Annotated in this window: 8 protein-coding genes; 6 read left to right on the plus strand and 2 right to left on the minus strand. The window is 62.7% G+C overall.

What is annotated here, in order from left to right; translation table 11 throughout:
- The first annotated feature begins 12 nt into the window (after window positions 1-12).
- The 3 genes from pyrI (at window position 13) to ABTW55_RS10735 (ending at window position 4,213) form a co-directional block, all read left to right on the plus strand.
- A complete protein-coding gene (pyrI, locus tag ABTW55_RS10725) occupies window positions 13-477 on the plus strand; it encodes an aspartate carbamoyltransferase regulatory subunit (RefSeq protein WP_033636863.1) in 465 nt (154 codons plus the stop codon).
- 157 nt (window positions 478-634) lie between these two features.
- Window positions 635-1,021, plus strand: coding sequence for a 2-iminobutanoate/2-iminopropanoate deaminase (gene ridA / locus ABTW55_RS10730; RefSeq protein WP_060422669.1), 387 nt, complete (start codon window positions 635-637; stop codon window positions 1,019-1,021).
- Between the two features lie 204 nt (window positions 1,022-1,225).
- A complete protein-coding gene (locus ABTW55_RS10735; protein WP_060422672.1) occupies window positions 1,226-4,213 on the plus strand; it encodes a non-ribosomal peptide synthetase in 2,988 nt (995 codons plus the stop codon).
- Window positions 4,214-4,249: 36 nt separating this feature from the next.
- Here ABTW55_RS10735 and ABTW55_RS10740 read toward each other — a convergent pair whose 3' ends face one another.
- Together ABTW55_RS10740 and mgtA are read right to left on the minus strand one after the other, a co-directional pair.
- Window positions 4,250-6,640, minus strand: coding sequence for a family 20 glycosylhydrolase (locus ABTW55_RS10740; RefSeq protein ID WP_060422675.1), 2,391 nt, complete (start codon window positions 6,638-6,640; stop codon window positions 4,250-4,252).
- Between the two features lie 210 nt (window positions 6,641-6,850).
- Window positions 6,851-9,559: a magnesium-translocating P-type ATPase gene (gene mgtA / locus ABTW55_RS10745; RefSeq protein WP_060422678.1), complete on the minus strand. Its 2,709-nt coding sequence runs from the start codon at window positions 9,557-9,559 to the stop codon at window positions 6,851-6,853.
- A gap of 423 nt (window positions 9,560-9,982) precedes the next feature.
- On the opposite strand from mgtA, the gene treR reads away from it, so the two are divergent.
- The 3 genes from treR (at window position 9,983) to treC (ending at window position 14,207) form a co-directional block, all read left to right on the plus strand.
- The gene (gene treR / locus ABTW55_RS10750) at window positions 9,983-10,930 is read left to right on the plus strand and encodes a trehalose operon repressor TreR (protein WP_033636858.1); all 948 of its coding nucleotides are present in this window, start codon (window positions 9,983-9,985) and stop codon (window positions 10,928-10,930) included.
- Window positions 10,931-11,059: 129 nt separating this feature from the next.
- Window positions 11,060-12,475, plus strand: coding sequence for a PTS trehalose transporter subunit IIBC (gene treB, locus ABTW55_RS10755; protein ID WP_033636857.1), 1,416 nt, complete (start codon window positions 11,060-11,062; stop codon window positions 12,473-12,475).
- A 67-nt stretch (window positions 12,476-12,542) separates the two neighbouring features.
- Window positions 12,543-14,207, plus strand: coding sequence for an alpha,alpha-phosphotrehalase (gene treC, locus ABTW55_RS10760; RefSeq protein WP_060422681.1), 1,665 nt, complete (start codon window positions 12,543-12,545; stop codon window positions 14,205-14,207).
- The last annotated feature ends 10 nt before the right edge of the window (window positions 14,208-14,217 follow it).

Consider the following 14,217-nt stretch of genomic DNA (forward strand, 5'->3'; position numbering starts at 1 on the left):
GGGGGAACCGCCATGACTCACGACAACAAATTGCAGGTCGAAGCGATCAAATGCGGCACGGTGATCGACCACATTCCGGCGCAGATCGGTTTCAAACTGCTGACGCTGTTCAAGCTGACCGCCACCGACCAGCGCATCACCATCGGCCTGAACCTGCCCTCCAACGCGCTGGGCCGCAAGGATCTGATCAAGATCGAGAACACCTTCCTGACCGAGCAGCAGGCCAACCAGCTGGCGATGTACGCGCCGAAGGCCACGGTAAACCGCATCGACAACTATGAAGTGGTGCGCAAACTGACCCTTAGCCTGCCGGATCACATCGACGGCGTGCTGACCTGCCCGAACAGCAACTGCATCAGCCGTAGCGAGCCGGTAGCGTCGAGCTTCAGCGTGAAGCCGCGCGACGGCGAAGTGCACCTGAAGTGCCGCTATTGCGAGAAAGAGTTCGAGCATCAGGTGGTGCTGCAGGCCGACTGAATTCTGCCCTTTTAACGGGAGCGACGCTGTTAATCTGCGCGTCACTCCCTATAATGGGAGTCTGAAAATAACTCTACCCACGTTGCTACCCACCGAATTTCAAGCTGCGGCCGACCGCGCGGCGGCGTGAAAGACAACGGGTCTATCAGGAGAAAACATGTCACGTAATATCAGCACTGAACTCGCCCCGGCAGCCATTGGTCCTTACGTGCAGGGCGTTGATCTGGGCAGCATGATCATCACTTCCGGCCAGATCCCGGTCGATCCGAAAACCGGCGCCGTCGCCGACGACGTGGCCGCTCAGGCGCGCCAGTCGCTGGAAAACGTCAAAGCGATCGTCGAAGCCGCCGGCCTGAGCGTTGCCGACATCGTGAAAACCACCGTGTTCGTGAAAGATCTGAACGACTTCGCCACCGTTAACGCCGCGTACGAAACCTTCTTCACCGAGCACAGCGCGCCGTTCCCGGCCCGCTCCTGCGTGGAAGTGGCGCGTCTGCCGAAAGACGTGAAGATCGAAATCGAAGCCATCGCCGTGCGTCGTTAATCGACACGCACGCGAATGACGGTCAGCTTCGGCTGGCCGTTTTCATTGGTAAGAATTTTATTAATCCAATTAATTTATAGCGATAGCGTAATACCGCTCACATTTACAATCCCACAATAAAAACACGCCTATAATTATTTCTCACCCGGCCGGGTCATTGCTGTTTCATTTCGTTCACTCCGTGAATAATGACAGGAGATAACCATGGCACCTAGCGTATTGGATTATTTTATCCAACAAGCTTCCCGTTATCCGGAAAAAACCGCCGTCGTCGGCGATAATAAACATCTGACCTACCGTCAATTGGATGAAGCCAGCAGCGCACTGTGCACGCGCCTGAAACAGGAAGGGGTTCGGCCCGGCGATGCCGTGCCGCTGGTCGCGCAGCGCACGGTGGAATTACCGATCGGCATGATGGCGATCGCCAAGGCCGGAGCCTGCTATATTCCCATTGACGCCCGCTATCCCGAACGGCGCATTCGCAATATTATCGAACAAAGTGGCTCGCCGATAATCCTCTTCAGCAACCATGATGCTCGTGTAAATATCGACAACCTCCCGCGCAAAGTCCTTTCCATTGATAATATTTCCCTGACTAAAGTTTCCATAACTGTATTTTCCCCTCCGCCCTCCGATGCGCTTGCCTATATTATTTTCACCTCCGGCACCACCGGCGCGCCCAAAGGCGTCATGATCGAACACCGTTCGCTGTTAAACCTGCTCCTCTGGCATAACCAACGTTTCGCGATGGATGAACACAGCCGTTCCACGCTGATTGCCGGCGTCGGTTTTGACGTGGCGCAATGGGAAATCTGGGCACCGCTGATCTGCGGCGGCACCCTGTATCTGCCGCACGAGGAGACCCGCCTGCAGCCGGACGCATTGCTGGCCTTCTTCGCCCGGCATCGCCTCACCCACGCCTTTGTCCCTACGGTATTGGTGCCGGAGGTCATCGGCGCGCCGCAGCCCGCCGGGCTGGCGCTGAAATACCTGTTCACCGCCGGTGAAAAGCTGAATCCGCTCGAGCTGCGCGGCATCGACTATGCAGTGGTGGATTACTACGGCCCGACGGAGGCCACCATCTTCGCCACCTGCAACCGCGTGCGCTGCGCGACGCAAAACCCGCCGTCCACGATTGGCCGGCCCATCGCCGATACGCAGGTATTCATCCTCGACGAGCGCCTGTGGCCGGTAACCGACGGCGAATCTGGCGAGCTCTGCATCAGCGGCCTCTGCCTGGCGCGCGGCTACCTGAACGCCCCGCAGCTGACCGCCGAGCGTTTTGTCACTTCGCCGCACGTCGGCGGCCAGCGCTTGTACCGCAGTGGCGATCGGGCGCGCCGCTTGCCTGACGGCCGCATTCAGTACCTGGGGCGACTCGACGCCCAGGTCAAAATCCGCGGCAATCGCGTGGAACTCGGTGAAATCGGCAGCCTGATGACGCAGGTCTCCGGCGTAAAAACCGCCATCGCCCTCGTCAATCAAACGGACAATCCGAGCGACAAGCGGATCCTGGCGTTTTTGACCGGTGAAGATCCCGGCGGCGATCTCATTGCACGGGTTAAACGGCAGCTTCAGGATCAGCTGCCCGCCTACTCTCTGCCCGCCGAGTACCGGCATCTGGCTCGGTTGCCGATCAACGCCAACGGTAAAATCGACCAGGCGGCGCTGTTGGCCCTGGCGCCCGAGGCTCGGCCGGCCCCTGCTGAACCGCTCGACGGCCACCAGCGGATCGTCGCCGATCTGTGGCGCAGGCTGCTGAAAATCGATCATATCCGCGCCGACGATGATTTCTTCGCGCTGGGCGGGCATTCGCTGCTGGCGGCAAACCTGGCAAACCAACTGGGTAAAGCGTTCGCGGTCAAAACCTATGTGCGTGATATCTATGCATACCCGAACCTGACGACGCTGGCGCAGGCGATGGCGCAACGCCAGGGACAAGAACAAACGCCTGAACCTCAAGACGGCGAGCCGGCACGCGCCTTGCTGGATGACGTGTATTTGCCGTCGGATCTCGTCATCGTTCCGACGTTCGATGCGCGGCAAATCAGCGCGCCGCGCGCCATTTTGCTGACCGGCGCCACCGGCTTCGTCGGCGCGCACCTGTTGGCCGATCTGCTGCGCACCACCGACGCCGAGCTGTACTGTCTGGTGCGCGACGGCGCCAAACTGCCGCCGAGACAGCGGCTGGAGGCGGTGCTGCAGCGCTACCGGATCGCGTTGAGCGCCGGGCAGCGCGCACGCCTCCATATCCTGCCCGGCGACGTGGCGGAACACCATTTCTCGCTGGCCCCGGCGGCTTACCGGGTGTTAAGTCAGGATATCGATCTGATTTACCATTCGGCCAGCGCGGTGAATTTTATCCAGCCTTACGCCTACATGAAGCGCGACAACGTACAGGGCCTGCGGGAAATCATTCGTTTCGCGGCGCATAGCCGCACCAAGCCGCTGATGCTGCTGTCGACCATCTCCGTTTACAGCTGGGGGCATCTGCACACCGGTAAGCGGGTGATGCGGGAAAGCGACGATATCGATCAAAACCTGCCGGCGGTCAGCCGCGATATCGGCTACGTGCGCAGCAAATGGGTGATGGAGAAAATCGCCGATCTGGCGGCGAAGCAAGGCCTGCCGCTGATGACCTTCCGCCTGGGCTACGCTACCTGCCACAGCCGCACCGGCGTCAACGCCGATTACCAATGGTGGGCGCGGCTGGTGAGAACCTGCATCAGCAGCGGCACGGTGCCGGATTTACGGGATCTGCGCGAAGGGTTGACCACGGTGGATTACATGACCCGAGCCATCGCCCACGTCTCTCGCAACCCGCAGGCGCTGGGGCAGAAATTCAACCTGATCCATCAAGGTGACAATAATCTGACGCTGCGTGAGTTTTTCAGCCTGCTGGAGCGCGAGTTCGGTTATCGCTTTCATCCTCTGCCCTTCGCACAGTGGCGGGCCCAATGGGAAAACGACAGCGACGCGCCGCTGTACCCGCTGCTCAGCCTGTTCAAGGATCCTATGGTGGACGAGCTATCGACGGTGGAGCTCTATCAAGACACCTATCGGTGGGACTGCAGCAACCTGCAACGCTTCCTGCAGGGCAGCGGTATCGATGAGCCGCGCTTCACCCGCCAGCTGCTGCTGAATTACCTGCAGCACGCCATCGGGTATGCGCCGCTGTCGCTTCGGGCGTAACGAGACCGGGGCTCAGCTGGCCGAGCCCCGTCACCCTCACTCCGTTTTAAGCCCCCGCAGCAGCGCCTCCAGCGGGTACACCGCCGCAATCACCACCTCGTCGCGCGTCTGCGCCGCCGCATCCAGCCGGCGCTGCGCTTGTTCGGCCTCGGCCCGGCTCAGCGGTTTGTCCTGCTGATGGCGATCCAGCAGCGTTAAGCCCAGCGTAGCCAAGGCATCGACGTCCTGCGCCACCGGCGCCAGCTCCCGCAGCGTGCGGTTGCCCGCGATCGCCGTCTGCAGCGCCGCGCCGTTCGCCTGCCAGCGCTGCAGCCGTTCGCGCAGCGCCTGCGCCGCCGCCTTATCGCGCTTATCCTTCAACAAGGCTGCGACCTGTGCCTGCATGTCGCGCACCGCGCCGCTCTCCGGCGGCAGCGCATCGGCAAAGCGGTTCAGCGGTTCGAACTGGTGATAGTTGCCGGCCTGGAACTTCAGGTGCTGGCGGGTGTAATACTGTGCCGGCTCCACCGCCTCGGCCAGGATCTGCAGCGGCACGATCTGCACGCTGTTGCTCAATCGGGTGAATTCGCGCGCCGTTTCCGCGTGCTGCTGCAGGCCGACCGACACCACCGACCAGACGTCGATCGCCGCCAGCCGCCGGTACATGTTGTTTTCGTCGGTGACGTCCTGCGCCGACCACAGCTGCTCCGCCACCGCGAAGGCGCGCGGCCACAGCTTGAGATCGAGAAGCGGCGCGCGCACGTTTTCCGCCCACAGCGCCGCTTCACCGCCGAGAATGTTGGCCTGCCCCTTCTCGTCCGGCACCACCGGCATCTTGCCCGCCGGCACCGCCGCCAGCTTGTCGCCGCGGGTGGGGTAACGCACGTTGCCGACCAACGTATAGCCGCTGAGCTTGTCCTGCTGCAGCGTGAACACCGGCCGCGTGTCACCCATCCAGGTATCGACGCGGAACGTCACCTGCTGCGGCGTGCGCCAGACAATGTCGTGCACCGCGCGGCGCGATTTGCCGTTGAAATCGATAAAACCGCGCCAGCCCTGCTTGCCCTCGATCAGCGTGAAGCTGCCCTCCACCGCGCTGCCCTTCAGGCGCGGCATGCTGAAGCCCCAGCTTTGCGCCTGCTCGCCAGGTTGCACCGCCGTCTCGACCCCCAGCGGCTGCGGCAGAATTTCATTGCGGTAGTGATAGGCGGTGCTTTGCGGCTGATCGAGGTAGAAACCGGTGGAGAGGATGCCCTGATAGCCGTCCTGCGCGCTGGCGCCCAGCGAGTCTTGCCCCTGCCAGGATTGAATGACGATCGAGCGCGGCAGCGACGGATGATAGATCTCGTCCCAGCCGACCATCTGCCGCTGGTGTTTCTCGAGGATCTTTTCCAGCTTCTGGTTGAAGTAGGCCTGCAGCGCATGGGTATCCGCCAGCCCGTTCTTCTGCATAAACGCCTGAATCGACGGCGACGCCCGCCACTGGCTGGCGTCCACCTCGTCGCCGCCGATATGCAGATAAGGATCGGGGAAGATCGCCGCCAGCTCGCCGACGATCGTGTCGACAAACTGATACACCTCGTCGCGGGTCGGATCGAGCGTCGGCTTATGCACGCCCCACTCGCGCTCCATCCGATACGGCCCCGGCGCGCTCATCAGGTCGGGATAGGCCACCGCAATGCTGGAGGCGTGCCCCGGCATGTCGATCTCCGGCACCACGCGAATGCCGCGCGCCGTGGCGTAAGCCACCACCTGCCGCATCTGCTCGCGGGTGTAGAACTGGCCGTCGCTGGCCTGCTGTTGCAGCTTGGGATAATGCTCGGAGGCAAAGCGCCAGCCCTGATCGTCGGTCAGGTGCCAGTGGAACACGTTAAGCTTGGCCGCCGCCATGCCGTCGAGCTGGCGCAGAATGTCCGGCAGCGGCAGGAAATGACGCGCCGAATCCAGCAGCACGCCGCGCCACGGAAAACGCGGTACGTCGCGGATATCCACCAGCGGCAGGAAGGTATTTTGCCCGTCGGTCTGCAGCAGCTGCAGTAGGGTCTCCATGCCGCGCAGCGCGCCGAAACGCGTGTTGGCGGTCAACGTGGCGCCCTGCGGCGTGACCGCCAGCCGGTAACTCTCGTCGCTGCCCGGCAGCGGCTGCGCCGCCACCCGGTCCTTGATCACCACCTTGATCGCCGCGCCGTTCGCTTCTTCCATCGGCACCAGCGTCCAGCCGGTCTGCAGTTCGATGCGCTGGCGCCAGCGCGGCAGCGTGTCGCCCAAGTCGTCACCTTGCAACGTCAGAGACAAGCGGTGATCCAGCACCAGCTTGCCCGCCGGTTGCGTCACGTCCACCTGCTGCGGCCAGGGCATCAGCGGCAGATCGCCGGCCGGCTGCGCCAGCGCGCCGCAAGAAAACCATAACGATGAAGCCAGTAGCGTATAACGGAAAGGTCTGTGCATCGGAAATTCCTCAGAGGAAAAAACAAAATATCCCCAATGAATTTCAAACCACCGCTAGGCGATAAACAACAACGCGGTGGCTTGAAAGGCGCAGGGGAAAACAGCCAACGCTGTAGATAAAGACTCAGCCCAGAACAGATGTCCAACCGTTGCGGTGAAAAAGCGGACGGGATCACAGTTGCCCCCTCCCGGCCGGAGGGGGCGAGCGGGTTATTGCCAGCCGTAGCGGCGCACGAACCAGCCTTTCACGCACTGGGTCAGCACCATGTAACCGGCGAGGATCAGCACCAGCCACGGGAAGTAACCGAGCGGCAGCGCCTGCAGCTGCAGGAAGCCGGCCAGCGGCGAGAACACCAGGCCGATGCCGGTGGCGATCACCGCCAGCGTCATGATGCACAGCGGCCAGGACGGGCGGCTCTGGATAAACGGAATTTTGCGCGTGCGGATCATGTGCACGATCAGCGTTTGTGACAGCAGCCCTTCCACGAACCAGCCGGACTGGAACAGCGTCTGCATTTCCGGCGTGTTGGCCTTGAACACCCACCACATCAGGCTGAAGGTCAGCACGTCGAAGATCGAGCTGATCGGCCCGAAGAACACCATAAACCGCCCCAGATCGGCGGAGTTCCAGCGCTGCGGCTGGGTGATCTGATCGTCGTCGACGTTATCGAACGGGATGGCGATCTGCGAGATGTCGTACATCAGGTTCTGAATCAGCAGGTGCAGCGGCAGCATCGGCAGAAACGGCAGGAAGGCGCTGGCGATCAGCACGCTGAACACGTTACCGAAGTTGGAGCTGGCGGTCATCTTGATGTATTTCAGCATGTTGGCGAAGGTGCGGCGCCCTTCGATCACCCCCTGCTCCAGCACCATCAGGCTTTTTTCCAGCAGGATAATGTCCGCCGCTTCCTTGGCTATGTCCACCGCTGAATCGACGGAGATGCCGATATCGGCCGCGCGCAGCGCCGGCGCATCGTTGATGCCGTCGCCCATAAAGCCCACCACGTGCCCCTGGCGGCGCAGCAGTTTGACGATGCGCTCCTTGTGCAGCGGCGTCAGCTTGGCGAACACCGTGGTGCGCGCCGCCGCCTGCGCCAGCTGCTCGTCGTCCATCTGTTCGATCTCGCTGCCGCGCAGCAGACTATCGGCCTCCAGCCCGACGTCCCGGCACACTTTGGCGGCCACCAGCTCGTTGTCGCCGGTGAGGATCTTCACCGTGACGCCGTTCTGTTTCAGCGCCGCCAGCGCCGGCGCGGTGCTCTCCTTCGGCGGATCGAGGAAGGCGACGTAGCCTTCGAGGATCAGATCCGACTCATCCGCCACGCCGTATTCATGGGTTTGCGCCGGCAGGATCTTGTTGGCCACCGCCACCACCCGCAGCCCCTGCTGGTTGAGATCGTCGGTGATGCGGCGAATGCGCGCCAACAGCGCCTCGCTCAGCGGGATCACCTCGTCTTCGTGGCGCACGTGGCTGCAAATCGCCAGCATCTCTTCCAGCGCGCCCTTGCACACCAGCTCGTGATACTCATTGTCCTTGGCCACCACCACCGACATGCGGCGGCGCACGAAATCGAACGGGATCTCGTCCACCTTGCGGTAGTTTTGCAACGCCGCCGGCTGCCGATTCTGCTCCGCGCAGCTCAGCACCGCCACGTCGAGCAGGTTTTTCAGCCCGGTCTGGTAGAAGCTGTTCAGCCAGGCGTAGCGCAGCACCCGCTCGCTGCCGGCGCCGAACGCATCGGTGTGGCGCTCCAGCACGATCTTGTCCTGGGTCAGGGTGCCGGTCTTGTCAGTGCACAGAATGTCCATGGCGCCGAAGTTCTGGATGGCGTCCAGGCGTTTGACGATCACCTTCTGGCGCGACAGCTTCACCGCCCCTTTGGCCAGCGTCGAGGTGACGATCATCGGCAGCATTTCCGGCGTCAGCCCGACCGCCACCGACAGCGCGAACAGCGCCGCTTCCCACCAGTCGCCCTTGGTGTAGCCGTTGATCAGCAGCACGATCGGCGTCATCACCAGCATAAAGCGGATCAGCAGCCAGCTGACCTTGCTGATGCCGCTCTGGAAGGCGTTCGGCTGCTGCTCCTGGCTGGTGACGCGCTGCGCCAGCTGGCCGAAATAGGTGCCGCCGCCGGTGCCGATCACCATCGCCAGCGCGGTGCCGCTGACCACGTTGGTGCCCATGAAGCACAGGTTCTGGCAGTCGAGCGGATCGGCCGCCGGCAACTGCGGCGCCGCGGATTTTTCCACCGGCAGCGATTCGCCGGTCAGCGCAGCCTGGCTGATAAACAGATCCTTGGCCGACAGCAGGCGCAGATCCGCCGGGATCATGTCGCCGGCCGCCAGCTTGACGATATCGCCCGGCACCAATTGCGCGATCGGCAGCTCCACGTGTTCGCTCTTGCCGGTGAGCGCATCGCTGCGGATCACCGTGGCGGTGTTGCTCACCATCGCTTTCAGCGCATCGGCCGCCCGGTTGGAGCGCGCCTCCTGGATGAAGTTCAGCAGCGTGGAGATCAGCACCATCAGCGCGATCACCAGCGCGCCGGTGAGATCCTCGGTGGCGTACGAGATCATGCCGAGCGCGGTCAGCAGCAGGTTGAACGGGTTGCGGTAGCAGTGCCAGAGGTGTTGCCACCAGGCCTCTTTCTGCTGATCGTCGATGACGTTCTCGCCGCAGCGCCGGCGCACCTGCTCCGCCTCATGGGCGGTGATGCCTTCCGGGTGGCTGTGAAAACGCTCAAACAGCTGCATCGTCTCTGCGGCGGCGCATTCCAGCCGCTGTTGCGCCAGGCCGGCCGGCATATCGTGCGCAGCGCCGCCGACGCCGTCCAGCAGGCTGTCGCGGCGCACCAAACGGCGCGGAAGGCCGCGGGCGAACAGGCCCAGCAGCTGACGGGGGAGTTTTTTCAGTTTCATGGTTCGCACCTCGTCGCCCGGTGCCTCACGGCAGCGGGTAAACGGGGATCGTCATCGGCCGGGCGGATGGCGGATGCGCCAAAAAGCCTCTGCCAACGCAGATCCTTATTCTTTTTTCAGCAGCAGGAGCGAACGACGAAGCGCGCGCCACCGGTTACCGTGATGTACTTCACCGGTAAAACAGCAGCGCCAGGCGGAAAGGTTTTACCGGTGAACCGAGTGAGTGTCTAAAGCGGTCGGGTCGGGGTCCATATGGGGAATCACCTCCGGTAAAGGGAAAAACAGAGCGGCAGGAGCGGCCGTTCAGCGCAGTACAACAATCCCGTATTGCCTCAAGATCCGCGTGGGAAAATGAGCTATGCTGACGGGCATTGTTTTACAGGCCATTATGTTACGCCTGTCCACCTCAACGAAAAGTAAACCATGCAAAACCGGCTGACCATCAAGGACATCGCACGCCTGAGCGGCGTAGGCAAATCCACCGTCTCACGGGTGCTGAACAACGAAGGCAGCGTGAGCCCGCAGACCCGCGAACGGGTGGAAGCGGTGATCCGTCAGCAAGGGTTTACCCCCTCCAAGTCGGCGCGCGCCATGCGCGGCCAGAGCGACAAAGTGGTGGGCATCATCGTTTCCCGTCTCGATTCGCCGTCGGAAAACCAGGCGGTGCGCACCATGCTGCCGCTGCTGTATCAGCAGGGTTTCGATCCTATCGTGATGGAGAGCCAGTTCGAAACCCGCCTGGTGCAGGAGCACCTGCACGTGCTGCGCCAGCGCAACGTCGACGGCGTGATCCTGTTCGGCTTTACCGGGCTGACCGCGGCGATGCTCAAACCGTGGCAGGAAAAAATGGTGGTGATGGTGCGCGAATACGACGGCTTTTCGTCCGTCTGCTACGACGACGCCGGCGCGGTGAACCTACTGATGGATCGCCTGTATCGGCAAGGGCACCGGCACATCGGCTATCTGGGGGTGCAGCTCAGCGACGCCACCACCGGCCAGCGCCGCTACCAGGCCTATCTCGACGCCTGTGAACGCCTCAAGCTCACGCCGCGCGCCACGCTGGGCGAGCTGAGCTACCAGAGCGGTTTCCAGCACGCCGCCGAAGTGATTGATACACACACCAGCGCACTGATCTGCGCCTCCGACAGCATCGCCCTGGGGGCGATAAAGTACCTGCAGCAACAGCCGGCGCGCGCCATTCAGGTATGCGCCATCGGCAACACCCCGCTGCTCAGCTTTCTGTTCCCCGACACCCTGTCGGTGGAGTTCGGCTACGGCAGCGCCGGCCTGCTGGCGGCGCAACAGCTGCTGGCGCAGCTCAACGGTGAACAGGGGATCCGCCGCCTGGTGGTGCCCAGCAAACTTTCCTGATTAAAAGACGACCATTTTTTGTCATTTTGTGATCCTCGCCCCAAACCGGGAACGTTCCCATTCCATAAAAAAATCCGAGTGACTAAGCTTTGATCATTACTCAGCCAACACCTCTGCAGGTATCCCATAATGAGCAAAGTAAAACAGCAGGATATTGATCGCCTGATTGTTTTGGTCGGCGGCCGCGAAAACATCGCCACCGTCAGCCATTGCATTACCCGGTTGCGTTTCGTCCTCAACGACCCCAGCAAGGCCAGCCCCAAGGAAATCGAAGAGCTGCCGATGGTCAAAGGCTGCTTCACCAACGCCGGGCAGTTCCAGGTGGTGATCGGCACCGACGTCGGCGACTACTATCAGGCGCTGATCGCCAGCACCGGCGTCAACGAGGCCGACAAAGAACAGGCCAAGGTGGCCGCGCGCCAGAACATGACCTGGACCGAGCGCACCATCTCCCACTTCGCCGAAATCTTCTTCCCGCTGCTGCCGGCGCTGATCAGCGGCGGTCTGATCCTCGGCTTCCGCAACGTGATTGGCGACATCCCGATGTCCGGCGGCCAAACGCTGGCGCAGATGCACCCGGCGTGGAAAACCATTTACGACTTCCTGTGGTTGCTCGGTGAAGCGATCTTCATGTTCCTGCCGGTGGCCATCTGCTGGTCGACGGTGAAAAAGATGGGCGGCACGCCGGTGCTCGGCATCGTGCTGGGCGTCACCCTGGTGTCGCCGCAGCTGATGAACTCCTACCTGCTCGGCCAGCAAACGCCGGAAGTGTGGAACTTCGGCTGGTTCGTGATCCAGAAAGTCGGCTATCAGGCGCAGGTGATCCCGTCGATCCTGGCGGGCATGGCGCTGGGCTGGATCGAAACCCGGCTGAAAAAGATCGTCCCCGACTATCTCTATCTGGTGGTGGTGCCGGTGGTTTCGCTGCTGCTGGCGGTGTTCCTGGCGCACGCGCTGATCGGGCCGTTCGGCCGCATGATCGGCGACGGCGTCGCCTGGGCGGTGAAAGCGGTGATGACCGGCAGCTTCGCGCCGGTGGGTGCCGCGCTGTTCGGCTTCCTGTATGCGCCGCTGGTGATCACCGGCGTGCACCAGACCACGCTGGCCATCGACATGCAGATGATTCAGAGCATGGGCGGCACCCCGGTGTGGCCGCTGATTGCGCTGTCCAACATCGCGCAGGCCTCGGCGGTGCTCGGCATCATCATCATCAGCCGCAAGGCCAACGAGCGTGAAATCTCGGTGCCGGCGGCGATCTCCGCCTATCTCGGCGTGACCGAACCGGCGATGTACGGCATCAACCTCAAATACCGTTTCCCGATGCTGTGCGCGATGATCGGCTCCGCGATCGCGGGCCTGATCTGCGGCCTGGACGGCGTGATGGCCAACGGCATCGGCGTCGGCGGCCTGCCGGGCATCCTGTCTATCAAGCCGCAGTTCTGGCTGATTTACTCGCTGGCGATTCTGGTGGCGATCGTCATCCCGCTGGTGCTGACCATCATGGTCTACAAACGCAAGGCCGCCCGCGGCGAGCTGCCGGTTTAATTGACGCAAAATGAATGTAGGGGCCCGCTCACGCGGGCCCGTTGTCACGATTCAAAGGTATACAGCTATGAGCAACCCAACCCCCTGGTGGCAGAACGGCGTCATCTACCAAATTTATCCGAAGAGTTTTCAAGACAGCACCGGCAACGGCTACGGCGATTTGGCCGGCGTGACCCGGCGGCTGGACTATCTGCAGGAGCTGGGCGTCGACGCCATCTGGCTGACGCCGGTCTACGTGTCGCCGCAGGTGGACAACGGCTATGACGTGGCGGACTACTGCGCCATCGATCCGGCTTACGGCACCATGGCGGACTTCGAGCAGTTGGTCGCCGCCGCCCACCGGCGCGGCATCCGCATCGTGATGGACATGGTGTTCAACCACACCTCGACCGAGCATCCGTGGTTCAAGGCCGCGCAGGATCGCCACAGCCCGTATCGCCAGTTCTACGTCTGGCGCGACGGCGAAGGGGATACGCCGCCGAACAACTGGCGCTCCAAGTTCGGCGGCAACGCCTGGCAGTGGCACGCCGACAGCGGCCAGTACTATCTGCACCTGTTCGCCGTCGAGCAGGCGGATCTCAACTGGGAACACCCGCCGGTGCGCGAAGAGCTGAAGAAAGTGTGTCAGTTCTGGGCGGATAAAGGCGTCGACGGCCTGCGCCTCGACGTGATCAACCTGGTGTCCAAGCAGCAGGACTTCCCGTCCGACAGCCAGGGCGACGGCCGCCGCTTCTACACCGACGGCCCGCGCATCCACGAATTCCTGCAGGAAATGAGCCGCGACGTATTCCAGCCGCGCGGCCTGATGACGGTGGGCGAGATGTCTTCCACCACGCTTGAGCATTGCCGGCAGTACGCGGCGCAGAGCGGCGAAGAGCTGTCGATGACCTTCAACTTCCACCATCTGAAGGTGGACTACGCCGGCGGTGAAAAATGGACGCGGGCGGCTCCGGATTATGTGGAACTGAAGCAGATCTTCCGCCACTGGCAGCAGGGGATGCATAACCGCGCCTGGAACGCGCTGTTCTGGTGCAACCACGATCAGCCGCGCATCGTGTCGCGCTTCGGTGATGAAGGCGCACTGCGGGTGCCGGCCGCCAAAATGCTGGCGATGGTGCTTCACGGCATGCAGGGCACCCCTTATATCTATCAGGGTGAAGAGATCGGCATGACCAACCCCGGCTTCCGCGCCATCGAGCAGTATCGCGACGTGGAAAGCCTGAACATGTACGCCGAGCTGAGCGCCCAGGGCCGCGGCGACGCCGAACTGCTGGCGATCCTGGCGGACAAATCGCGCGACAACGGCCGCACGCCGATGCAGTGGAGCGCCGCGCCGCACGCCGGTTTCACCACCGGCACGCCGTGGATCGGCTGCGCCGAGAACTACCCGCAGATCAACGCCGACGCGGCGCTGGCCGACCTCGACTCGGTGTTTTACGCCTACCGCCAGCTGATCACCCTGCGCAAGCAGTATCCGCTGCTGACCCACGGCGACTATCAGGATCTGGCGCCGGATCACCCGGCGCTGTGGTGCTATCAGCGCAGCTGGAACGGCCAGCGCCTGCTGGTGGTGGCCAACCTGAGCCGCGAACCGCTGGCCTGGACGGCGGAAGGCGTGGAAGCCTCCGCCCAATGGCGCCCGCTGATGAGCAACTACAGCGACTCGGCGGACCAGCCGCAGGCGCTGACGCTGCGGCCGTTCGAAGCGGTGTGGTGGCTGCTCGAAGACTGACCCCGCAGGG

The organism is Serratia sp. SM04, assembly GCF_040280225.1.
Lineage (GTDB): Bacteria > Pseudomonadota > Gammaproteobacteria > Enterobacterales > Enterobacteriaceae > Serratia > Serratia sarumanii.